The organism is Oceanibaculum sp., from assembly GCF_022449305.1.
In the GTDB taxonomy this organism is placed as follows: Bacteria; Pseudomonadota; Alphaproteobacteria; order Oceanibaculales; family Oceanibaculaceae; genus Oceanibaculum; species Oceanibaculum indicum.
Genome location: NZ_JAKUSO010000058.1, coordinates 1 through 23,064, shown reverse-complemented (window position 1 = coordinate 23,064; position 23,064 = coordinate 1). Strand labels below are relative to the sequence as shown.

Annotated in this window: 22 protein-coding genes and 1 pseudogene; 9 read left to right on the top strand and 14 right to left on the bottom strand. The window is 63.8% G+C overall.

Annotated elements, in window-relative coordinates:
- The 7 genes and pseudogenes from MK313_RS14735 to MK313_RS14705 all read left to right on the top strand — a co-directional run.
- A pseudogene (locus MK313_RS14735) lies at window positions 1-381 on the top strand (threonine ammonia-lyase); the annotation flags it as partial.
- Window positions 382-595: 214 nt separating this feature from the next.
- The gene (gene motA / locus MK313_RS14730) at window positions 596-1,456 is read left to right on the top strand and encodes a flagellar motor stator protein MotA (protein WP_008944745.1); all 861 of its coding nucleotides are present in this window, start codon (window positions 596-598) and stop codon (window positions 1,454-1,456) included.
- Window positions 1,457-1,500: 44 nt separating this feature from the next.
- Window positions 1,501-2,664: a flagellar motor protein MotB gene (locus MK313_RS14725; protein ID WP_008944746.1), complete on the top strand. Its 1,164-nt coding sequence runs from the start codon at window positions 1,501-1,503 to the stop codon at window positions 2,662-2,664.
- Between the two features lie 136 nt (window positions 2,665-2,800).
- Window positions 2,801-4,255: a circularly permuted type 2 ATP-grasp protein gene (locus tag MK313_RS14720; protein WP_008944747.1), complete on the top strand. Its 1,455-nt coding sequence runs from the start codon at window positions 2,801-2,803 to the stop codon at window positions 4,253-4,255.
- Complete coding sequence (locus MK313_RS14715) at window positions 4,252-5,196, top strand: alpha-E domain-containing protein (protein ID WP_287782535.1); 945 nt, start codon at window positions 4,252-4,254, stop codon at window positions 5,194-5,196. The genes MK313_RS14720 and MK313_RS14715 overlap by 4 nt, the downstream gene beginning before the upstream one ends.
- Before the next feature lie 9 nt (window positions 5,197-5,205).
- Window positions 5,206-6,012, top strand: coding sequence for an arginyltransferase (locus MK313_RS14710; RefSeq protein WP_287782534.1), 807 nt, complete (start codon window positions 5,206-5,208; stop codon window positions 6,010-6,012).
- 200 nt (window positions 6,013-6,212) lie between these two features.
- Window positions 6,213-7,319, top strand: a complete 1,107-nt coding sequence (locus tag MK313_RS14705; RefSeq protein WP_287782532.1) for a TRAP transporter substrate-binding protein — start codon at window positions 6,213-6,215, stop codon at window positions 7,317-7,319.
- An 82-nt stretch (window positions 7,320-7,401) separates the two neighbouring features.
- Here the strand turns inward: MK313_RS14705 and MK313_RS14700 are convergent, their stop codons facing one another.
- The 12 genes from MK313_RS14700 to folK form a co-directional block, all read right to left on the bottom strand.
- Window positions 7,402-8,928, bottom strand: a complete 1,527-nt coding sequence (locus tag MK313_RS14700; protein WP_287782531.1) for a TRAP transporter large permease — start codon at window positions 8,926-8,928, stop codon at window positions 7,402-7,404.
- A gap of 9 nt (window positions 8,929-8,937) precedes the next feature.
- Entirely contained in the window at window positions 8,938-9,462 is a 525-nt protein-coding gene (locus MK313_RS14695) for a TRAP transporter small permease subunit (protein WP_244922205.1), read from the bottom strand.
- A 172-nt stretch (window positions 9,463-9,634) separates the two neighbouring features.
- Window positions 9,635-10,228, bottom strand: a complete 594-nt coding sequence (locus tag MK313_RS14690) for a biotin transporter BioY (RefSeq protein WP_287782530.1) — start codon at window positions 10,226-10,228, stop codon at window positions 9,635-9,637.
- A gap of 68 nt (window positions 10,229-10,296) precedes the next feature.
- Window positions 10,297-12,540 (bottom strand): DNA topoisomerase IV subunit A, encoded by a 2,244-nt coding sequence (gene parC, locus MK313_RS14685; RefSeq protein ID WP_287782528.1) that lies wholly within the window; start codon window positions 12,538-12,540, stop codon window positions 10,297-10,299.
- The gene (recO, locus tag MK313_RS14680) at window positions 12,537-13,283 is read right to left on the bottom strand and encodes a DNA repair protein RecO (protein WP_287782526.1); all 747 of its coding nucleotides are present in this window, start codon (window positions 13,281-13,283) and stop codon (window positions 12,537-12,539) included. Before recO ends, parC begins: the two co-directional genes overlap by 4 nt.
- Window positions 13,284-13,396: 113 nt before the next feature.
- Window positions 13,397-14,317, bottom strand: a complete 921-nt coding sequence (gene era / locus MK313_RS14675) for a GTPase Era (protein WP_287782524.1) — start codon at window positions 14,315-14,317, stop codon at window positions 13,397-13,399.
- On the bottom strand, window positions 14,314-15,015 hold the full coding sequence (gene rnc / locus MK313_RS14670; RefSeq protein WP_287782522.1) for a ribonuclease III: 702 nt from the start codon (window positions 15,013-15,015) through the stop codon (window positions 14,314-14,316). The genes era and rnc overlap by 4 nt, the downstream gene beginning before the upstream one ends.
- A 15-nt stretch (window positions 15,016-15,030) precedes the next feature.
- Complete coding sequence (gene lepB / locus MK313_RS14665; protein ID WP_287782520.1) at window positions 15,031-15,759, bottom strand: signal peptidase I; 729 nt, start codon at window positions 15,757-15,759, stop codon at window positions 15,031-15,033.
- A gap of 112 nt (window positions 15,760-15,871) precedes the next feature.
- Window positions 15,872-16,642, bottom strand: coding sequence for a pyridoxine 5'-phosphate synthase (locus MK313_RS14660; RefSeq protein WP_008944759.1), 771 nt, complete (start codon window positions 16,640-16,642; stop codon window positions 15,872-15,874).
- A 137-nt stretch (window positions 16,643-16,779) separates the two neighbouring features.
- Complete coding sequence (locus tag MK313_RS14655; RefSeq protein ID WP_287782518.1) at window positions 16,780-18,948, bottom strand: RelA/SpoT family protein; 2,169 nt, start codon at window positions 18,946-18,948, stop codon at window positions 16,780-16,782.
- A 111-nt stretch (window positions 18,949-19,059) separates the two neighbouring features.
- Complete coding sequence (rpoZ, locus tag MK313_RS14650) at window positions 19,060-19,473, bottom strand: DNA-directed RNA polymerase subunit omega (protein ID WP_008944761.1); 414 nt, start codon at window positions 19,471-19,473, stop codon at window positions 19,060-19,062.
- A gap of 90 nt (window positions 19,474-19,563) precedes the next feature.
- Entirely contained in the window at window positions 19,564-20,064 is a 501-nt protein-coding gene (gene folK / locus MK313_RS14645) for a 2-amino-4-hydroxy-6-hydroxymethyldihydropteridine diphosphokinase (RefSeq protein WP_287782515.1), read from the bottom strand.
- Window positions 20,065-20,251: 187 nt separating this feature from the next.
- On the opposite strand from folK, the gene MK313_RS14640 reads away from it, so the two are divergent.
- Window positions 20,252-20,899, top strand: a complete 648-nt coding sequence (locus MK313_RS14640) for an NYN domain-containing protein (protein ID WP_008944763.1) — start codon at window positions 20,252-20,254, stop codon at window positions 20,897-20,899.
- Window positions 20,896-21,537 (top strand): uracil-DNA glycosylase, encoded by a 642-nt coding sequence (locus MK313_RS14635; RefSeq protein ID WP_287782512.1) that lies wholly within the window; start codon window positions 20,896-20,898, stop codon window positions 21,535-21,537. Before MK313_RS14640 ends, MK313_RS14635 begins: the two co-directional genes overlap by 4 nt.
- Here MK313_RS14635 and MK313_RS14630 read toward each other — a convergent pair.
- Both MK313_RS14630 and MK313_RS14625 read right to left on the bottom strand, forming a co-directional pair.
- The gene (locus MK313_RS14630; protein ID WP_287782510.1) at window positions 21,534-22,565 is read right to left on the bottom strand and encodes an ABC transporter ATP-binding protein; all 1,032 of its coding nucleotides are present in this window, start codon (window positions 22,563-22,565) and stop codon (window positions 21,534-21,536) included. The two genes, MK313_RS14635 and MK313_RS14630, sit on opposite strands and share 4 nt — an antisense overlap.
- A 6-nt stretch (window positions 22,566-22,571) precedes the next feature.
- Window positions 22,572-23,064, bottom strand: a 493-nt coding sequence (locus MK313_RS14625) for a carbohydrate ABC transporter permease (protein WP_287782508.1), incomplete at its 5' end; no start/stop codon positions are given.

Sequence of the window (23,064 nt, the reverse complement as noted above, 5' to 3'; positions counted from 1 at the left end):
GCAGCACTGCTGGCCCATCCGGAGCGGTTTCGCGGTCGCCGCGTCGGCGCCGTCATCTGCGGCGGCAACATCGATACGCGGATGCTGTCTTCCGTGCTGCTGCGCGGTCTCGCCCGCGACGGCAAGCTGGTGCGCATCCGCAGCGAGATCAGCGACAGCCCCGGCACCCTGGCAAAAATTGCCGGACTGATCGGGGACAGCGGCGGCAATATCGTCGAAATCTACCACCAGCGCCTGTTCTACAATGTGCCGGTGAAGCTGGCCGAACTGGATGCCGTTATCGAGACACGCACCTCCGATCATGTGCGCGAGATCGTGGAAAGGCTTAATAAGGCTGGCTTTCCGACACGGCTACTTGGCGGTGCCACGCCAGAAGAATGAGGTTAATACCGTATATGGCATAACCCTTGCTTCATCGTTTATTATCGGTGCGCGCAAGTACCGCGCCCCGCTTTTGCGCGAGGATAAGACGTCGATCGTTTCTTGTGATAAAAGAATATTAACGAAGACTCCTTATCAAGGCGCGGACAGAGCGGGCGGCGGGTGTCCAGAACGGGCATCCTGAGCGGATGGGCAAGACAGAGGAAGCAACGGCATGTTCATCATAATCGGCTGGGTTGGCGTGCTGGTCTTCTGCTTCGGCAGCTATATGGCGATGGGCGGCAAGATGGGTCTGCTGTGGCAGCCCTTCGAGTTCACCCTCATTTTCGGCAGCGCCTGCTGCGCCTATGTCGTCGCCAACCCGAAACATATCCTCGGCAAGACCGGCAAGGCCTTCGGCATTGCGATGAAGGGGCCGAAATACAAGAAGGAAGACTATCTGGAGCTGCTCAGCCTGCTCTACGCCATCTTCAAGCTGGCGAAGACCAAGGGCATGCTGGCAATCGAAAGCCATGTCGAGCGCCCGGAGGAAAGCTCCCTCTTCCAGTCCTTCCCGAAATTCGCCGCCGACCATCACGCGATGGAATTCCTCTGCGACTATCTGCGCATGATGACGCTGGGTACTGATAACCCGCACGAGATGGAATCGCTGATCGACGAGGAGCTGGAAACCCACCACCACGAAGCCGAAACCGTCGGCGGCGCGGTGCAGACCATGGCGGACGGCCTGCCGGCGCTGGGCATCGTGGCCGCCGTGCTGGGCATCATCAAGACCATGGCCTCGATCACGGAGCCGCCGGAAGTGCTGGGCGGACTGATCGGCGCGGCGCTGGTCGGCACCTTCCTCGGCATTCTGCTGTGTTACGGCTTCGTCGGCCCGCTGGCTGGCGCCATCAAGAACACCAACGAGGCGGATGCCAAGTATCTGGCGGTTATCAAGGCCGGACTGCTGGCCCATCTGTCCGGCTATGCCCCTGCCGTGTCGGTGGAATTCGCCCGCAAGGCCCTGTGGAGCCATGTGCGCCCGACCTTCTATGAAGTTGAAGAGGCGGTCGCCGCCCTGCCGCCCGTCTAGGGCGGCGGACGGCTATCAGGGAAGAATAGGAAAGCGGAACCGGAATGGCTGGCGACAACCATCCAGAACTTATCATCAAGAAGGTCAAGAAGGGTGGCCATGGCGGCCACCATGGCGGCGCCTGGAAGGTTGCCTATGCCGACTTCGTGACCGCGATGATGGCGTTCTTCCTCCTGCTGTGGCTGCTGAACGCAACCACGGAGGAGCAGAAGATGGGCATCTCCAACTATTTCGATCCCAGCGCCATTTCGCGCTCCAGCCGGTCCGGTTCGGGCGGTGTGCTGGGCGGCACCTCCGTCACCGTGCCCGGCGCGCTGAAATCTGCCTCCTCGCCGCCGATGATCTCGACCCCGGCGCAGACCCGGCCGCAGGCCGAGCGCACAGAGGCCAACGAGCCGGATTCCGACGATCCGGAGAACATTGAATCCAAGTTCGGCAGCCAGGAACTGGAAAGCGGCAGCCGCTATTCCGAGATCGGGTCCGGCCCGGAAAAGGGGCGCGGCAGCAGCGACAAGGAAGCCGACGGCGATCTGAGCAACCGCGGCCAGGGCCAGGAGCCCAATGTCGGCCAGGGGCCTGAAACCGAATCCGGGAGCGGCAAGAGCCGCCAGGCGCAGCTGAACGCACAGCAGCTTGAACAGGCCATGGCCGAGCGCGAGCGCCAGCAGTTCGAGATCGCCGAGGAACAGCTGCGCACAGCTATCGAATCAGACCCCTCCCTGTCCGGTTTGAACGAGAATATCGTCGTTGAGCAGACGCCCGAAGGGCTGCGCATCCAGATCGTCGATCAGGAAGAGCGCGCCATGTTCCCGCTGGGCGGCTCGAACATGTATGACTACACCCAGCAGCTGATGGAGAAGGTCAGCCAGGTCATCGGCCGCCTGCCCAACAAGATCACCATCACCGGGCACACCGACGCCCTGCCCTATCGCGCCGGCAATGGCTACACCAACTGGGAACTGTCGGCCGACCGCGCCAATGCCAGCCGGCGTGCGCTGGTCAATGCTGGCCTGCCGGAAGACCGTATCGGCTGGGTTATCGGCAAGGCAGACAAGGACCCGTTCGTGCCTGAAGACCCGCGCTCGGCACAGAACCGCCGCATCAGCATCGTGCTGCTGCGCGACCAGGTCTATCGTGAACGCACCAATACCGCCGCAGCCGAGGCACCGGCCCGCCCGCAGCAGGCCCAGGCGCCCGCGCCCCGCTAGGTTCTGACGGAAACCGCTTGATTGTCAGGCGGTTTCAGCCAACCCTTTAATATATATTTTAACAGCCGCCGATGCCGCCCAGGATGGCTGGCGGCGCGGGGTGGCGTTCGGCCCGCCCCGGAGAGGAAAGGTGAGGATGGACGGAACAGCGACGCAGCCCCTGCTCTCCGACTATGAAGCCTCAGGCTATTACTGCGAGCTATTTGGCACATCGGACCGGCCTGCAACGCACAATGCCGGCCTGATCGAACGACTGCAGGGTATGAGCACGGAAGAGCTGGTGCGCCGCGCCCGTGCCGCGGAGCGCGAACTGTTCAACCTTGGCATCACCTTTACCGTCTATTCGGAAAGCGACGCCATCGACCGTATCCTGCCCTTTGACGTGATTCCGCGCGTCCTGTCGGCGGCCGACTGGGATCATCTAGAGCGTGGCGTCATCCAGCGGGTGACGGCGCTCAACCTGTTCCTGAAGGATATCTACGGCGACCAGAAGATCCTGAAGGACGGCGTCGTGCCGGCCGATCTGATCTTCGGCAACAAGAATTTCCGCCAGCAGATGGTCGGCGTGAAAGTCGCCCACGATACCTACGTCCATGTCTGCGGCGTTGATCTGGTACGCGACGAGGCCGGAGAGTTCCTGGTGCTGGAGGATAATGGGCGCTGCCCGTCCGGCGTATCCTATGTGGTGGAAAACCGCCACATGATGCAGCGCACCTTCGCCGACCTGATGGGCGGCGTTGGCATCCGTCCCGTCGGCAATTACGGCCAGATGCTGCTGGAAGCCTGCGCCGACATTGCCCCGGCCGACATCCAGGACCCGACTGTCGTGCTGCTCTCCCCCGGCACTTACAATTCGGCCTATTTCGAGCACATCTTCCTGGCCCGAGAGATGGGCGTGCCCCTGGTCGAGGGCCGCGACCTGGTTGTCGAGAACGACCGCGTCTATATGCGCACCATCTCCGGCCTGCAGCCGGTTCACACGATCTACCGCCGGATCGACGATGATTTCCTCGATCCAGAGGTGTTCCGCCCGGACAGCATGCTGGGCGTACCCGGCCTGATGCGTGCCTACCGCGCCGGCAATCTCGGGCTGGCGAATGCGGTCGGCACCGGCGTTGCCGATGACAAGGCCGTCTATGCCTACATGCCGCGCATCATCAAATATTATCTCGGCGAAGACCCGGTCCTGAACAATGTCGAGACCCATATCTGCCGGGAGCCCGAGGGCTTGCGCTACACGCTGGATCACCTGTCCCAACTGGTGGTGAAGCCGGTCGGCGAGTCGGGCGGCTATGGCGTGATGATCGGTCCGCGCGCCAGCCTTGAGGAGCTGGCCGACACCCGGGAGAAACTGCTGAAGGACCCGGCCAATTTCATCAGCCAGCCGATGGTGAAGCTGTCAGTCTGTCCAACCCTGATCGAACAGGCGCTGGAACCACGCCATGTCGACCTCCGCCCCTTCGCCGTGACCGGCCAGAAGACCTGGGTGCTGCCCGGCGGCCTCAGCCGGGTAGCCATGAAACGTGGATCGCTTGTCGTGAATTCCTCGCAGGGCGGCGGTTCCAAGGATACCTGGGTGCTGGAATCGTGACGGTCCTGCTCTCCCGTTACGCCGAGTGCGTGTTCTGGATGGCCCGCTATATGGAGCGGGCTGAGAACCTCGCCCGTATCCTCGATGTGCACGAAACCTTCACGCGTGATCGCAGCGGCAGTGTGAACTGGAGTTCCGTCGTCTCCATTTATTCCGACGACGCCCGCTTCTACGAACGGCATGCCCAGGCAAACGCCAAGGCGGTGCTCGATTTCTATCTGCTGGATCGGGACAATCCCAGTTCGATCCTGTCGTCGATCCGCGCCGCGCGTGAAAATGCGCGCACGCTCCGGCCGCTGATCAGCACCGAGATGTGGACCCACATCAACGTGTTCTACAACAATATGAACGCGATGACCCCGGCCGACATCGCCATGGCCGGCGTGTCGCAGACCTGTGCGCAGATCAAGGAAAACTGCCAGACCCATTTTGGCATCACGGAGGGTACCTTCTATCGCGATGCCAGCTGGTACTTCTATCTGCTTGGAAAATATCTGGAACGCGCCGACCAGACCTCGCGCATCCTGGATATCAAGTACCATCTTCTGGCGCCCTCCAACCAGGCGCTGGGTGCCGCAATCGATACCAGCCAGTGGAACGCGCTGCTGCGTTCCGTCGCCGGCTACCACGCGTTCCGGCGGGCCCATTCGCGAGGATTCAGCCCGGCGCTGGTTGCCGACTTCCTGCTGTTCGACAGCAGCTTCCCACGGTCGGTCACCATGTGCTTTCATATGGTGGATGATCTGCTGCACCGGATGCGTAGCCGCTATGGCCTGCGCGGCGGCGCGGCGGCGCTGGAGCGGCTGGATGAGGTCCGCGCTGCCCTCGACGAGCAGAAGATCGCCAGCGTCCTGAAAGAAGGGCTGCACGAGTTCGCGGACTGGATTCAGCGTCAGGCCATGGATATCGCCGGCGATATCCAGCGCGAATTTTTCGTATAGGAGCACGACATGTTCCTGGGAGACCGCAACATTCTGACCGCGCCGGTCTATTTCTTCCGGACCGCGCCGATGCCCTGCCCCTACCTGAACAACCGGGTGGAGCGGCGGCTGGTCGCCGATCTGGGCAAGGCGGTCACCCAGGCGCATTATGACCAGCTTGCCATCGCCGGTTTCCGGCGCAGCCAGAACCTGGTCTATCGGCCGGCCTGCCCCGGCTGCCAGGCCTGTGTGCCAGTGCGGCTGCGCGCCCGCGATTTCCAGCCCAGCCGAAGCCAGCGCCGCATCCTGCGCGCCAATGCGCATCTGCATGGCGAAGCGGTTCCCGCCTCGGCCAGCTGGGAGCAGTACAGGCTGTTCACCGCCTATCAGGCCGGACGGCATCTCGGCGGCGAGATGTCCTTCATGACCTATGAGGACTATCGGGACATGGTGGAGGTGTCGCCGATCGACACCTGGCTGGTGGAATATCGCGACCGCGACCAGAAGCTGGTGGCGGTCATGCTGGCCGACCGTCAGAGCGACGGCCTGTCGGCGGTGTACAGCTTCTACAATCCGGCGGCGCCGCGCCACGGGCTCGGCACCTTCATGATCCTAGATGCGGTCAACCGCACCCTCCAGGCCGGGCTGGACTATCTCTATCTCGGCTACTGGATCAAGGGCAGCCAGAAGATGGCCTACAAGACCCGCTTCAGGCCTCTGGAAGGCCTTGGCATGAACGGCTGGGAACTGCTGGACCCCGAGAACCCCGAAGTGTCGAGCTGCGGCACCGACCGTCCGGCCCCCACCATGTTCGCCAATCCCGGCCTTTATCCGTGACCCTTTATCCGTGCCCCCTATATCCGTGACAGCGGATAAAGTTTGCCACAAACTTCACCCACGGGCGCGGTCGCCAGTTGCGGCGGCTTTCGGACCGAATATAATCCGTGCGCATATTTGATTCTGCGGGCTCAAGAAACCGCACGGCAGATAAGCAAGATCGCGGGTCACAAGACCCGACAGCAACAGGGAGCAAACGTATGGAACGTCGTAAATTTCTGAAGAGCGCTGCGCTTGGCGGTGCTGGTGTCGCGGCCACCGCGGCGGCCTTTCCGGCCCCGGCCCTCAGCCAGGGCAAGATGGAATGGCGCATGGTCACCAGCTGGCCGAAGGGGCTGCCGGGCCTCGGCACCGGTGCTGAACGCCTGGCCAAGCGCATCACCGACGCGACCGATGGCCGGCTGAGCATCAAGGTGTTCGCCGGTGGCGAGCTTGTCCCCGCCCTTCAGGTCTGGGACGCCGTCTCCAGCGGCACCGCCGATATGGGGCATGACGCCGCCTACTATCATATCGGCAAGTCGGCCGGCACGCCGTTCTTCTCCACCGTGCCGTTCGGCATGACCACGCATGAGCTGAACGCCTGGATCAAGTGGGGCGGCGGCCAGGAGCTGTGGGACGAATTCTACGCCCCGTTCAACCTGAAGGCCTTCCATGCCGGCAATACCGGCGTGCAGATGGGCGGCTGGTTCCGCAAGGAAATCACCAGCGCCGACGATCTGAAGGGCCTGAAGTTCCGCATGCCGGGCCAGGGCGGCCAGGTGCTGCAGAAGCTGGGCGCCACCGTCGTGCTGCTGCCGGGCGGCGAGATCTTCCCGGCGCTGCAGTCCGGCGCGATCGACGGCACCGAGTGGGTCGGCCCCTATAACGACCTGTCGCTCGGCTTCCACCAGGTCGCGAAGTTCTACTACTATCCGGGCTTCCACGAGCCGGCCCCGGGCATCCAGGCGACCTTCAACAAGGCGAAGTACGACGCCCTGCCGAAGGACATCAAGGCCATCATCGAGGCCTGCTGTGCCGCCGAGAACGAGCTGATGGTCGCTGAGTTCAACCAGCGTTCCGGCCCGGCCCTGCAGACGCTGATCCGCGATCATGGCGTACAGCTGAAGCAGTTCTCCCGCGACATTCTGGAGGCCTTCGGCACCAAGTCGGGTGAGCTGATGGAAGAGCTTCTGGCCAGCAGCGATCCGATGGTGAAGAAGATCGCCGAGGAGTATCTGAAGGCTCGCCGCCTGCTGATGAGCTACACCCGCATCACCGAGCAGGGCTACACCAACGCCCGTTCGCTGCCCTTCAAATATCCGGGCTGATTGCGGCACCACACCAACAAGAAACCCGCCCCGGACAACCGGGGCGGGTTTTCTTTTGCCAGTTTTCCGCTGGCGCCGATGCTTATTTGAACTGGCTGGTCGGGTCCGAGAAGCTGTCCCCGCCACCAGGTGTCAGCGTATCCTGCGTGCCTTTCAGCATATCCTCCAGGCTCTGCGGCGGCTGGTCGGAGCCCGGCACGGCAGCGGCAGGCGCCGGTTCGCCGAACACGATCTCCGGCAGCCAGGTCGCCAGCGACGGGAATTCCCACAGGATGGCGATGGCAAGCACCTGGATTGCCACGAACGGCACCGCGCCGCGATAGATCGCCCCGGTACTGACCAGCTTTGCCGCCACACCGCGCAGATAGAACAGCGCGAAGCCGAAGGGCGGTGTCAGGAAGCTGGTCTGCAGGTTCACGCCGATCATCACGCCGAGCCAGACCGGATCAACACCCATCATCAGCAGCACCGGGGCCGTGATCGGCACCACGATGAAGATGATCTCGAAGGTATCCAGGAAAAAGCCCAGCAGGAACATCAGCGCCATCACTGCCAGGATCGCGGTGAACTGGCCACCCGGCAGGCTGGACAGCACGTCCTCCACCACCTTCTCGCCGCCAAGGCCGCGGAACACGACGGAGAAGACAGAGGCACCCAGCAGCAGGATGAAGACCATCGAGGTGATGGTCATGGTCGAGCGCATGACCTGCTTCAGGATGCCGAGATTGAACTGACGGTTGGCCGCCGCAAGGATGGTCGCACCAACCGCGCCGACGGAGGCCGATTCGGTCGGCGTGGCGAAACCGGCAAGGATCGAGCCGAGTACCGCGATGATAAGCAGCAGCGGCGGCACCATCACCTTGATCACACGCAGCGGCAGGCCACGGCGTTGTGCCGCCGTCATCTCGATGGCCGGGCAGCTTTGCGGGCTGACGACGGAACGGATCAGAATCCAGATGATGTAGAGCCCGACCAGCAGCAGGCCCGGCAGCAGTGCGCCAACGAACAGATCGCCGACCGACACCGGATCCGGCGCCAGATTGCCCTTGGCCAGCTGCGCGGCCTGGTTCGCGCCCTGCAGCATGTCGCCGATGAAGATCAGCACTGTCGAGGGCGGGATGATCTGCCCCAGCGTGCCCGAGGCGCAGATGATGCCGCTGGCCAGCTTCGGATCATAGCCCGCCCGCATCATCGCCGGCAGGCTGAGCAGGCCCATGGTGACGACCGTGGCACCGACGATGCCGGTCGAGGCGGCCAGCAGCGTGCCCACCAGGATCACCGAGATACCGAGGCCGCCGCGTAGCGTGCCGAACAGCTGGCCCATTGTCTCCAGCAGCGCCTCGGCGATGCGGGAGCGTTCCAGCATCACGCCCATGAAGACGAACAGCGGCACCGCGACCAGCACCTCATTGATCATTGTGCCGAAATAGCGGGCCGGCAGGCTGGTCAGGAAGGCATAGTCGAAGACGCCCAGAAAATGGCCGAGGACGCTGAAGATCAGCGCCGTGCCGGCCAGGGTGAAGGCAACCGGGTAGCCCACCAGCACGATGAAGATCGTGACGATGAACATCAGCATGGCGATCAGTTCGCCGAGAAGAGCCTTATCCATCGTAGGGTCCTAGCGCTTGGTGAATTCTTCGGGTTCCGGCAGGAAGCCGGCATGGCCCTTCAGGATCAGGATGCTGCGCCCCATCAGCGCCAGCCCCTGCAACCCGACCAGGAAGCAGAACACCAGGATCAGGCTCTTCAGAACATAGAGCGCCGGCATGCCGCCGCCCTGCGGCGAGGATTCGCCGACCCTGTAGGACGCCTCGAAGAAACCCACCCCGTAATAGGCCACCACGGCCAGCCAGGGCAGCAGGAAGACGATGGTTCCGAAGATATTGGTCCAGGCCTTCTTCCGGACATCCAGCCGGTCATAGAAGATATCGACCCGGACATGGCCGCCGTGAAGCATGGTGTAGCCCGCGCCCACCATGAACACGATGGCATGCGACCAGACATACAGTTCCTGCAGCCACAATATGCCGATACCGAAGGCATAGCGCAGGACCACGACGACGAAGCAGATGATTACCGTGGCCAGGGTAAACCAGGACACGAAACGCCCGATATACTCGTTCATCGAGTCTACCAGACGCACAAAACTCTCCAGGGCGCTCACATGGCCTCCCGCTCGCAACTCACCAACCCACTGTCCGCTGTCCGCTCTTGCCGGCGGATGCAGCGATATATTATGCGCAGCTATTTAGCGAAATGGCGTTGAAAAAGCCATAAGAGAAAGGCCCCGACTGCTGCGGGGCCTTTCAATCGCTTCAGTTCCGGCTGCGCCATCCCAGCTGCAGCACCGAAACCGCCAGGGCGATCTTCAGCGCATCGCCCACCAGGAAGGGCAGAACGCCGCCCGCCAGGGTCTTCTGCCAGTCGCCAATGAAGGCAGTGTTCAGATAGCCGGTCCCCAGCGCATAGATCGCCAGGTTGCCCAGCACCAGTGCGGCGATGGCCGGCAGGATGCGCCGCGACCAGCCGCGATCCGCCAGCCAGCCGGTCAGCATGACTGCCAGCACGAAGCCGGCAATATAGCCGCCGGTCGGCCCCATCAGCACGGCGATGCCGCCCGCACCACCGGCAAAGACCGGCAGGCCCATGGCACCCTGCGCGACATGCGCCAGAATGGTCGCGGTACCAAGCCGCGCGCCATAGGTCAGGCCCAGCAACAGGACGGCGAAGGTCTGGAAGGTGATCGGCACCGGCCACATCGGTACCTTCACCTGCGCCATGACGGCCAGGAACAGGCTGCCGAAGGCGATCAGCGCCAGCGCCCGGATAGCGCCCTGCGCCATTCCGGCCTGTTCACGGGCAGGCCAATAGCGCTGCACCAGCGCCTGCGATCCGGTCATGCTCGTCATCTTTTATGTCTCCCGTTTACGCCCGGCTTGCAGCCGGAAAGTTCCGGCCTTATAGCGCCGGCGCGCCGTCAGTTGAAGCGATTGTTCTGCGGGAAGCCGCGCGGCACCAGGCGGCCTGCCCCGGCACGCTTCATGCGCCAGGTCAGCAGATCCGTCTCGGTCCGCACCCGGCCGCCATTCAGGGTCCAGCTGATGCCGTCTGCCAGGTTGAACACCTTCACATCGGTCAGCTTGCCGCCGGCATATTTCTGCAGGATCACGCCGCGCCCGCGCTGCATCTCCGGGATTTCCTCCAGCGCGAAGATCAGCAGCTTGCGGTTGCTGCCGACCACGGCAACGCTGTCACCCTCCGCCGGGATGCAGATCGTGGCCGACGCCCCATCGCCCGGATTGACGACCTGCCGGCCGGTGCGGGTCTGCGCCAGCACATCCTCCTCCTTCACCAGGAAGCCGCGCCCGTCATCGGAGGCCACCAGCAGCTTGCGGCCCGGCTTGTGCACCATCAGGGCGACAATGTCCTTGTCCTGCGCCAGGTCGATCATCAGCCGGATCGGCTCGCCGAAGCCCCTGCCCCGTGGCAGCTTGTCCACGCCGATGGTGAAGAACCGGCCATCGGCGGTGAACACCAGCAGCTTGTCCGTCGTCTCGCAGGGGATGGCGAAGCGCGCCTCATCCCCTTCCTTGTACTTGGTTTCCGCGACATCGAGATTGTGGCCGCGCAGCGCGCGCACCCAACCCTTGGCGGAACACAGCACGGTCACCGGCTCGCGCTCGACCATTGCTTCCAGCGGCACCACCGTTTCGGAGGGCGGGCCTTCGATATCGGTGCGGCGCTTGCCCAGCGCCGTATCCTGGCCGAAACGCTTCTGCAAATCGGCGATCTGCTTGCCGACGATCTTCCAGCGCCGGGGTTCCTTCGCCATCAGGTCGGTGAGGTCGGCCTGCTCTTCCGTCAGCGCATCGAACTCCTTGCGGATCTCAATTTCCTCCAGCTTGCGCAGGGCGCGCAACCGCATGTTGAGGATCGATTCGGCCTGCAGGTCCGACAGCTCGAAGCGGGTCATCAGCTCCTGCTTCGGCTCGTCCTCCTCGCGGATGATGCGGATCACCTCGTCCAGGTTCAGATAGGCGACCAGATAGCCGCCGAGGATTTCCAGCCGGCGCGCGATATGCTCCAGCCGGTGCGCGGTCCGGCGCCGCAGTACTTCCTCGCGATGCGCCAGATAGTCGCGCAGCACCTCGCGCAGGGTCATGACCCGCGGCACGCCCTCGCGGTCCAGCAGGTTCATGTTCAGCGAGATGCGGTTTTCCAGCTCGGTCTGCCGGAACAGGCTCTCCATCAGCACGGCGGGATCGACATTGCGCGATTTCGGCTCCAGCACCAGGCGGACATCGGCGGTCGATTCGTCGCGCACATCGCCCAGCATGGCCAGCTTCTTCGCCTGCATCAGCTCGGCGATCTTCTCGACCAGGCGGGACTTCTGCACCTGATAGGGAATTTCGGTGACGACGATCTGGAACAGCCCGTGATTCAGCTTCTCGACCTGCCAGCGGGCGCGCACGCGGAAACTGCCGCGCCCCGTCTCATAGGCCTGCAGGATCGCCTCCGGCGCCTCGGCGATCGACCCGCCGGTCGGGAAGTCCGGCCCCTTGATATGGGTCAGCAACGCCGCCGTGGAGACCGGACCGCCGCCGCCCAGCATCTCCTCCTTCACGATATGGCTGAGCGCGCCGCACAGCTCCGCCACATTATGCGGCGGGATGCTGGTCGCCATGCCGACCGCGATGCCCTGGCTGCCATTGGCCAGCAGGTTCGGGAAGGCCGCCGGCAGCACCACCGGCTCCTCCGTCTCACCGTCGTAGGTCTGGCGGAAATCGACGGCATCCTCGTCGATGCCTTCCAGCAGCAGCTCGGCCACCGGTGTCAGCCGCGCCTCGGTGTACCGCATGGCCGCCGCGTTATCGCCGTCGATATTGCCGAAATTGCCCTGCCCGTCGATCAGCGGATAGCGCTGCGCGAAATCCTGCGCCAGACGGACCAGCGCGTCATAGATCGCCGAATCGCCATGCGGGTGATATTTACCGATGACATCGCCGACCACGCGGGCCGACTTCTTGTGTCCCTGGCTGGATACCAGCCCCAGCTGGCGCATGGCGAACAGCAGGCGGCGATGCACCGGCTTCAGCCCGTCGCGCACATCGGGCAGCGACCGCGACATGATGGTCGAGAGCGCATAGGACAGGTAGCGCTCGCTGAGCGCCTCCGCCAAGCCTGTATCGCGGATTTCGCCGGTTGTCTGGCTCTTGGTCATTCGGTCACACCTCCACCAGATATAGTAGCCGACTGCCGCAGCCGGTCAATGAATCGTATGCGCGCCGCCGGCAGCGTCTTATGATTCAGGCCGAACACATGCCGGTCCAGAAAGAAGCCGGTGAGATCCAGCCCGTGCAGTATTTCCTCCGGCGTGTCGTCGCCCCGGCCGATCAGGAAGCCCGGCAGCCGCAGCAGCCTGTCGCGGTAGGGCTCGCCCGCCGACAGCGACACCGCGCGGCCGGTGCGTGGGCTGACATAGGCAAGATCGTCGTTCAGGCCGGTGGCGGCGCAGCGCGAAAGATCGAGCCCAAAGCCCAGATCGGCCAGCAGACCGGTTTCCCATTTCACATAGGCGGCGGCCCAGACCGCGCTGTCCAGCAGCCCGATCAGCGCCAGCAGCCCCTCATAGACCGCCGGATGCGGCTCCCGCTCGGCTAGCGCACCATCGGCGACGGCGCAGGCCGAGGCCAGCGCAGAGAGCTTCAGCGGGTCTTCCAGATGGGCCGCGGCATGAGCCTGCAGCAGCTCGCAGCTGTAATTGCCCAGATGCTCAGCCAGGCGCGCCCGCCAGCTCGCCCGGACCAGATTGCCCGGCTGGAACATGCCGCGCTGGCGCCCCGATCCGCCGCCGCGCACCAACCCGGCATGGCGGCCACGATCCACTGTCAGCAGCGACAGGACGAGTGAGCCTTCGCCATGCGGCCGCGTACTCAGCACGATTCCGTCGTCGGTCCAGTCCATCAACTAATCTTTGATCGTCACCCTCGGGCTTGACCCGAGGGTCCAGTTAAGCGGTGCCGCTCGCTGGATGGTCGGATCAAGTCCGACCATGACGATGGAAGGAAGAACCGTCATCACGCGTTCCATTCCAGCCCCCAGGGCTTGAAGCGCTCCGGGTCCTCGTCCCAGGATTCGCGGACCTTCACAAACAGGAAGAGATGCACCTTGCGCTCCATCATCGCTTCCAGCTCGCTTTGTGACTGTTCGCGCACCCAGCGGATCGCCTGCCCGCCCTTGCCCAGCACGATGGCCTTGTGGTTGTCGCGCTGGACATAGATGGTCTGGTCGATCTTCACCGACCCGTCCTTGAAATCCTCCCACTTCTCGGTCTCGACGGTCAGGCCGTAGGGGACTTCCTGATGGTAGTTCAGGAACAGCTTCTCGCGCGTGACCTCCGCCGCCAGCAGGCGCAGCGGCATGTCGGTCATCTCATCCTCGGGATACAGCCACGGCCCTTCCGGCATCTCGCCGGCGAGATGGGCGCGCAGATCGGCAATGCCGTCGCCCGTCGCCGCCGAGATCATGAAAATCCGGGTGAAGGGGAAGCGTTCATTCAGCGCCTGAGCCCTGGCCAGCAGGACCTCACGGTGCTTCACAAGGTCAATCTTGTTCAGCGCCAGCATGGCCGTCTGGCCGGACTTCTCAAGCTCGGCGATAATCCGCTCGCTATCCTCATCCAGCCGGGCCTGCGAGGCATCGACCAGCAGCACGATCCGGTCCGCGTCCTTCGCCCCGTCCCAGGCGGCGCGCACCATCGCGCGATCAAGCCGCCGCTTCGGCACGAAAATGCCCGGCGTATCGACGAAGATAATCTGGCTGTCACCTTCCGCGATGATGCCGGTGACCCGCGTGCGGGTGGTCTGCACCTTTGGGCTGACGATGGACACCTTGCCGCCGATCAGCGCGTTCATCAGCGTGGATTTGCCGGCATTCGGCGCGCCGACCAGCGCGACATAGCCGCAGCGCGTACCGGCCGGAGCCGCTGTGTCGGTCATGTGCCTTTTCCCTTTGTCACCCTGTCAAGCAGCGCCTGCGCTGCCTGCTGTTCCGCAACACGTTTCGAGGGGCCGGTACCCTCGGCTGGTTCCTGGCCCTTCACCGTCACTTCGACGGTGAAGACCGGCTGATGCGCCGGCCCTTCCCGCCCGACCTCGCGGTAGCTGGGCAGCGGCAGGCCTCGCCCCTGCGCCCATTCCTGCAGGCCGGTCTTGGCATCCTGCGGCGGCCGGCCGGAATCCGCCAGTTGCACTTCCCACTCGCGCAGCACGAAGCTTCGGGCCGCCTCCAGCCCGCCATCGAGGTAGAGGGCGGCGATGACCGCCTCTAGGGCGTCCGCCAGCAGCGCATCATTGTCGCGCCCGCCAGCATCGGCCTCGCTGCGCGACAGCTTCAGATGATCGCCCAGCCGGATTGTCCTGGCCACCTGGGCCAGCGCCTCGCGCCGCACCAGCCCGACATGCCGCTTGGCAATATCGCCCTCGCGCTCCTTCGGGAAGCGTTCCAACAGCGCCTCGGCCACAATCAGCCCCAGCACCCGGTCACCCAGGAACTCCAGCCGCTCATAGGCCGCCGAGCGGCGCTCCGTGGCGCTCAGATGGGTCAGCGCCTCGGTCAGCAGCGCCGGCCGCGCGAAATCATGCCCCAGCCGTGCGGCGAGCGTCCCGATATCGGTGTCAGTGGCGCCCTGCGCCATGGTCAAGCCATCCGGTCAGCGGATTCCATCGAACAGCCGATCGTACCGGATCGCGAAGGGCCATTTCCAGATTTCCCACAAGGCCGCTGTGCCGTTGGTGGAGAAGAACAGCACATCCGCCCGGCCCACCAGATTCTCGCGCGGAATATAGCCGACGCCGGCCAGCACGCGGCTGTCCACCGAATCGTCGCGATTGTCGCCCATGCCGAAATAATGGCCGGCCGGAACGACATATTCCGGCGTGTTGTCCAGCATGCCATTGTCCGACCGTTCGAGGATGCGGTGGCGACGGCCATTCGGCAGTGTCTCGATAAACTGTGTCACGCGGACATTGGGTGCCTCCTCCGGCACGAAATCCTCGATCCGTTCGCGCTTCACCAGCTCGTTATTGATGTAAAGCCGGCCATCAACCATGCGGATGCGATCCCCCGGCAGGCCGATGATGCGCTTGATGTAGTCAGTCTCGTTATCGCGTGGCAGCTTGAACACCACGACATCGCCGCGCTCTGGCTCGGTGAACAGGATGCGGCCCGGAATCAGCGGCAGGCCGAAGGGCAGCGAATAGCGGCTGTAGCCATAGGAAAACTTGCTGACGAACAGGTAATCGCCCACCAGCAGGGTCGGGATCATCGACCCCGACGGGATGTTGAACGGCTCGTAGGCGAAAGTGCGGATACCAAGCGCGATGAGTATCGCATAAACGACTGTGCGGATCGTTTCGCCGATCCCTCCAGATTTGCTCACTGTGCCAGAACCATGCTGTTGGGGATAGCCTTCGCGGAAGGCGAAGGACGAGCTTCCCAAGCATATGCCCGAAAAGCGCCCCTATCACAAGGTTGCAGGCAAAAGAATGCGATCAGGCCGAGCGTTCGCCAATCGCCTCGGCGCGGGCCTTGTCCATCAGCGAGCGCATGCGCTTGATGGCGCTGTCCAGCCCACTGAAGATCGCCTCGCCGATCAGGAAATGCCCGATATTCAGCTCGTGGATCGTCGGGATGGCGGCCACCGGCCCCACCGTATCGAAGCTCAGGCCGTGGCCGGCATGGCATTCCAGCCCCAGCTCCTCCGCCTTCCGGGCGGCGGCAACGATGCGGGCCAGATGGCGGTCACGCTCCGCCCCGGTTGCCTCGCAATAGGCACCGGTATGCAGCTCCACCACCGGCGCGCCGAGGGCCACAGCAGCCTCCAGCTGCGCCGTCTCCGGCTCGATGAACAGCGACACCCGGATGCCGGCAGCGCCCAGCTCCTGCGTATAGCGCATCAGCTCGCCCTTCAGCCGGGCGGCATCCAGACCACCCTCGGTCGTCACCTCGGTGCGCTTTTCCGGCACGATGCAGGCGGCATGCGGCTTGTGACGCAAGGCGATGGCCAGCATTTCTTCCGTCGCCGCCATCTCCAGGTTCAGCGGCAGGTCGATCTCCCCCACCAGCCGGTCGATATCCTTGTCGGAGATGTGGCGCCGGTCCTCGCGCAGATGCGCGGTGATGCCGTCAGCACCCGCCTGCGCGGCCTGCTTTGCCGCCCGCACCGGATCGGGATGACCGCCACCGCGCGCATTACGGATGGTCGCCACATGGTCGATGTTCACGCCAAGTCGCAGATGGCGGATAGCAGCATTGGCCGACATGGTCATTCTCCGCAGGTCGAATGGAATGCCAAGGATATGATGAGGGAGCCGATGTTGGAAAGGCCATGCAGGCCCAGCCTGCCGCAGGCCTGCCGCGCATCCAGCGATGTCATCGCGACAATCGCCGCCGTCAAGCGCTAACCCCGGGCGCGGTCCACGGAGTTGATCATCGGGCTGGCGCGCAGCGCGGCGATGATGTTGGTCAGGTGCTTCACATCCTCAACCTCGACATCAACCAGAATGTCAAAGAAGTCCTGCGAGCGGTTGGTAATTTTCAGATTATTGATATTGCCGCGATTCTTGCCGATGGTCATGGTCAAATTGCCAAGGCTGCCGGGCTCGTTCGAGATGATGACCGACAGCCGGCCGACATGACGGTCCGCCCCCTCGCCCGGCTCGTCCCAGGCGACATCCAGCCAGCGTTCCGGCGTGTCGTGGAACTGCTCCAGCACCTCACAGTCGATGGTGTGGATGGTCACCCCCTTGCCGGTGGTGACAATGCCGACGATACGGTCGCCAGGCAGCGGGTGGCAGCATTTGGCGAAATGCATCGCCATGCCGGGGATCAGGCCGCGGATCGGGACCGCGCCATCGCGGCTGCGCGCTTTGTTGCGCGCCCGCGCGATCGGCACCACCTTGCCGTCGGCGGGTTTCGCCTCCGGCCGGTTACGCTTGGTCTCCGGGAACAGCGTGTGGACGACATGCAGGCCGGTCAGCAGCCCTTCGCCCACCTGCGCGAACAGATCGTCCAGCTTCTCCAGCTTGAAGATCTGCGGCGCACGCTCCAGCGCCTTTTCGGTGAAGGGAATACCCTCCTGCCGGAACGCCTTTTCCGTGATCGTGCGGCCCAGCGTCATGAACTCGTCGCGCTTCTGCTGGCGGATGAAGCGGCGGATGCAGGCCTTGGCCTTGCCGGTGACGACGAATTCTTCCCAGGTCGGCGACGGCGATTGCGACTTGGAGGTAACGATCTCCACCTGGTCGCCATTCTTCAGCTGGGCGCGCAGCGGCACGAGGCGGCCATTCAGCTTCGCGCCGACGCAGCGGTCGCCGACCTCGGAATGGACGGCATAGGCGAAGTCGATGGGGGTGGCGCCGCGTGGCAGCGAGATCAGGTCGCCCTTGGGCGTGAAGCAGAAGACCTGATCCTGGTACATCTCAAGCTTGGTGTGCTCAAGGAACTCCTCGGGACCGGCCGCGCTTTCCAGAATATCAAGGAGCTCGCGTATCCAGCGGTACTTCCGGCCTTCCTTCTGATGCTCGCCGCTGTGCTGCTTGTAGTCCCAGTGCGCGGCCACGCCCAGCTCGGCTGTCTGGTGCATGTCGCGCGTGCGGATCTGGATCTCGATGCGCTGGCGCTCCGGCCCGATGACACCGGTGTGCAGCGAGCGGTAGCCGTTCGATTTCGGCACCGAGATGTAATCCTTGAAGCGACCGGGCACGGTGGGGAACTGCGCATGGATGATGCCGAGCGCCTGATAGCAATGCTCTACCGAATCCACGATGACGCGGAACGCCATGATGTCGGAGAGTTGCTCGAAGCTGACATTCTTGCGCTTCATCTTCTCCCAGATGGAGAAGGGCGATTTTTCCCGCCCCGACACCTCGATGCCAGGCAGGCCATATTCGGCCAGAAGCTTCTTCAGCTCGGCAATGATGCGGCTAACCAGCGGCTCGCCCTGCTCGCGCAGGAACGCCAGGCGCGTGACGATGGATTCCCGAGCATCGGGATGCAGCTGCCGGAACGCCAGATCCTGCAGCTCATCCTTCCAGGTGTGGATGCCGATGCGCTCGGCCAGCGGCGCGTAGATTTCCAGCGTCTCCAGGGCGATGCGCCGGCGCTTCTCCTCGCTCTTCACGAAGTGCAGCGTGCGCATGTTGTGCAGCCGGTCGGCCAGCTTCACCAGCAGGACGCGGATATCCTCCGACATCGCCAGCACCAGCTTGCGGAAATTCTCCGCCTGCTTGGACTGGTCGGACTGCAGCTCGATGCGGGTCAGCTTGGTGACGCCATCGACGAGGCGTGCGACTTCCTTGCCGAACAGCTGCTCGATATCCGCCAGCGTGGCGTCAGTATCCTCGATGGTGTCGTGCAGCAGCGCGGTGACGATGGAATCGCCATCCAGCTTCAGGTCGGTCAGGATGCCGGCGACTTCGATTGGATGCGAGAAATAAGGGTCGCCCGAGGCCCGCTTCTGCGAACCGTGCATCTTCATGGCATAGACGTAGGCGCGATCGAGCTTCGCCTCATCCGCACGCGGATCGTAGGAGCGAACACGCTCGACCAATTCGTATTGACGCATCATGGCGCGCCGTCCAGCCGGTTACGAGAAGACCTTTTCATACATAATATATAAGAAAAGCCGGCCTCCCTGCCATGTCGATGGCGCAGGGAGGGCCGGCTTTGCATAAGAAAATCAGCGCTCGTCGCGCAGCATATCGTCGTCGATATCCTCAAACTGCGCGCCGGCTTCTTCAGCCTCACCCTCAGAATCATCGTCCTCGGCGGCGGCGCGCGGCCGGTCATCGGCACCCTGCGGGCCAAGAATACCGGACTCGCTCGCCATCAGCTCCAGCGTATCGTCCTCGACCAGCTCATCCGGCTCCTGGGTGTGCTGTTCGCGCTTCACCAGCGCCTCGCTCAGCACCTCAAGCTCGATGGTCTCGTCGGCGATCTCCCGCAGGGCTACGACGGGGTTCTTGTCATTGTCCCGTTCGATGGTCAGCGATCCGCCGGACGCAATCTGCCGCGCACGATGGCTGGCCATCATCACCAGCTCGAACCGGTTGGGAATCCGCTCAACGCAATCTTCGACCGTAACGCGGGCCATTCAACTCTCCGGAAAGTAGGAATTCGTCACGAACGGAAAGATATAGCGGCTGCCGCACCGCAACACAAGGAAAGCTTGAAAAATGCTCGCCTAGCGGATCGGGTGAAGCGCCTGCCCCGGCGGCAGGGCCGCCAGCAGCGCGGGAATGTCCCTGCTATCGCCGGGATGGCACCAGCCCCGCGCGATATCCAGCAGCGGCCGTAGCACGAAAGCTCGCTCCCGCAGGCGTGGATGCGGCAGAAGCGGCGGCACCTCCGCCCTGTCATTCTGCACATCATGATAGGCCAGCAGATCGAGATCCAGCACCCGGGCCTCGTTGCGGACCTGCCGTACGCGCCCGAACTGCGCTTCGATCTCATGCAGCCTTGCCAGCAGCACGGCTGGCGGCAGTGCGGTTTCCACAAGCACGGCGCCATTCGCATACCAGGGCTGATCCGACAGCGGCACCGGTGCGCTTTCGAACAGCCGGGACCGCGCGACAACCCGGATGTCGGGATCACGCTCCAGCACCTCCAGGGCGGCAAGGCAGACCGCGCGCGGTGTATCGAACCCTGCGCCCGGCAGGTTGGACCCTATCGCCATCAGGATCATTGCGCCCCGTCCTCCGTTCCCGGCTTTGCCGACATCATGACAAAAGCCGACATCGGCCCTTGCCATAGCCAATTATGCACCTTAGATAAATGGGAAATCAGTATTTTTGTGGGAAAAGAAAAAAGTTAAAGCCAAGCATTTAACCTTCAATTCTTTTGACCAAGCTCATATTCAAGAAAGCCAGGACATGATCTCTTACAGAGAAGAAAAGACCGCCCTCTTCATAGATGGGTCGAATCTCTACGCTGCCGCCCGTGCGCTCGGATTCGACATCGATTACAAGAAGCTCCTCGGATATTTCTCGCAGAAGGGTCGTCTGCTTCGCGCCTTTTACTACACGGCGCTGGTGGAAGATGCCGAATATTCGCCAATCCGCCCGCTGATCGACTGGCTGGATTACAATGGCTACACCATGGTCACCAAGCCGACGAAGGAGTTCACCGATTCCAGCGGCCGCCGCAAGGTGAAGGGCAACATGGATATCGAGCTGGCCATAGACGTGATGGAAATGGCCGAGCATGTCGACCACATCGTCCTGTTTTCCGGCGATGGCGATTTCCGCCGGCTGGTCGAGGCGGTGCAGCGCAAGGGCGTGCGGGTCTCCGTGGTCAGCACCGTTCGCTCCAGCCCGCCGATGGTCGCCGACGAGCTGCGCCGTCAGGCCGACAGCTTCATCGAGCTGATGGATATCGAGGGCGAGATCGCCCGCCAGCATCAGGGTCCGCGCCGCGACGACCGCCAGGAGCGCTTCGCCGGGCCGGACGATTTCGATGATGAGGATGGCGAGGACGAGGCCGAGGTGATCTTCCAGGACCGTACCGGCGGCCGGCGGTGATACCGGGCGCCCTGCAGCCCGAACGCGATTGCCAGATCTGCCCCAGGCTGGCCGCGTTCCGGGCGGAGAACCGCCAGAAGCATGAGGGCTTCTTCAACGCCCCCGTCCCGCCCTTCGGCGATGCCTCTGCGAAACTGCTGATCGTCGGGCTGGCCCCCGGGTTAAAGGGGGCGAACCGCACTGGCCGTCCCTTCACCGGCGACTATGCCGGCGACCTGCTCTATCCCACGCTGGTGAAATTCGGCTGGGCGCAGGGCGAATATGGCCGCGATCCCGCCGACGGGCTGCATCTTACGGGCTGCCGCATCACCAATGCGGTCAAATGCGTGCCGCCGCAGAACAAGCCGACTCCGACGGAAATCAATGCCTGCCGGCCCTATCTGAAGTCGGAACTGGCCGCCCTGCCTGCCCTGCGCATCATCCTGGCGCTGGGGTCGATCGCGCATACCTCCGTGCTGTCCGCCTATGGCGTGCGCAAGGTGCTCTATCCCTTCGGCCACGGCGCGCTGCACGAGATGCCCGGCGGCGTGCTGCTGGCGGATTCCTACCATTGCTCGCGCTACAACACGAACACCGGACGGCTGACGCCGGAAATGTTCGAGGATGTGTTCCGGGCGATTGCCGAGAAGATCGGCTAAAGCCGCCTCCCGTCCTTGTCGAACAGGTGGCAGCGCGCCGGATCGAGCGCCAGCCTGGCCTTGTCGCCCCGCTTTGGCGGCGGGTCCTCGCGATGGCGGAAGGCGAGGCCCACCGAATCGCCCTTCCCGCCATCGTCCAGCGTGGCATGCACCAGCCGTGTCTCGCCCAGTTCCTCCACCAGCGTCACTGTCGCTTCCAGCGGCCCATCGGCGCTGAGGGCAATGTCTTCCGAGCGCACCCCAAGAGTCTCCGCCTTGCGCAGGCCCGGCAGATCGAGCCCAGCCGCACCGACTTTCACCGGCAGCAGGTTCATCGGCGGGGAGCCTAGGAAGCGTGCGACGAACAGATTATCCGGCTTGTGGTAGAGGTCCGCCGGCTTCCCCGCCTGTTCCACCCGGCCGCCATTCAGCACCACCATGCGGTCGGCCAGCGTCATCGCCTCCACCTGATCGTGCGTCACATAGATTATGGTGGCGCCCAGATCCTGATGGATCTTCGCAATCTCGACACGGGTCTGCACGCGCAAGGCGGCATCGAGGTTAGACAGCGGCTCGTCGAACAGGAAGACGCGCGGCTCCCGCACAATGGCGCGGGCAATGGCCACGCGCTGGCGCTGCCCACCCGACAGCTCACGCGGCCGGCGGTCCAGCAACTCGCCGATCTGCAGCATGCCGGCGACACGGCCGACCCGTTCGTTCACCGTCTCCTTCGCGGCACCCGACAGGCTGAGGCCGAAGGCGATGTTCTTGCGGACGGTCATATGCGGGTAGAGCGCATAGGACTGGAACACCATGGATACGCCGCGCTTCGCCGGCTCCGTCGCGGTCACCTTGTCCTCGCCGATCCAGATGTCTCCGCCGGTCGCATCCTCCAGCCCGGCGATCAGTCGCAGCAGCGTGGACTTGCCGCAGCCTGACGGGCCCACGAAGACGACGAACTCGCCATCCGCGATCTCCAGGTCGATATCGCGGATCACCTCGGTCCTGCCGAAGGATTTGCGGAGCTTTCCCAGTCTGACGGAGGCCATGTTTCCCTATCCCTTGACCGCGCCGGCCGTCAGCCCGGCCACCAGACGGCGCTGGAAAACCAGCACCAGCAGGATCAGCGGCACGGTGACGGTGACGGAGGCCGCCATGATGTTGCCCCAGGGCAGCTCATGCTCGCTGCCGCCAGTGATCAGCGCGATGGCGACCGGCACCGTGCGCTGCGTATTGGTCAGTGTGAAGGTCAGCGCGAACAGGAACTCGTTCCAGGCCACGATGAAGGCCAGGAGGCCGGTGGTCACCATCGCCGGCCACAGCAGCGGTAGGAAGATGCGGGTGACCAGCACGAAGGGCGTGGCGCCCTCCAGGATCGCCGCTTCCTCGATCTCGCCCGGCAGATCGCGCATGAAGGTGGTCAGCACCCAGACCGTGAATGGCAGGGTGAAGATCAGGTAGGACAGCACCAGGCTCAGCAGATTGTTGTAGAGGCCCAGGCCGCGCACCAGCTCGAACATGCCGGACCGCACGGCGCCCTGCGGGCAC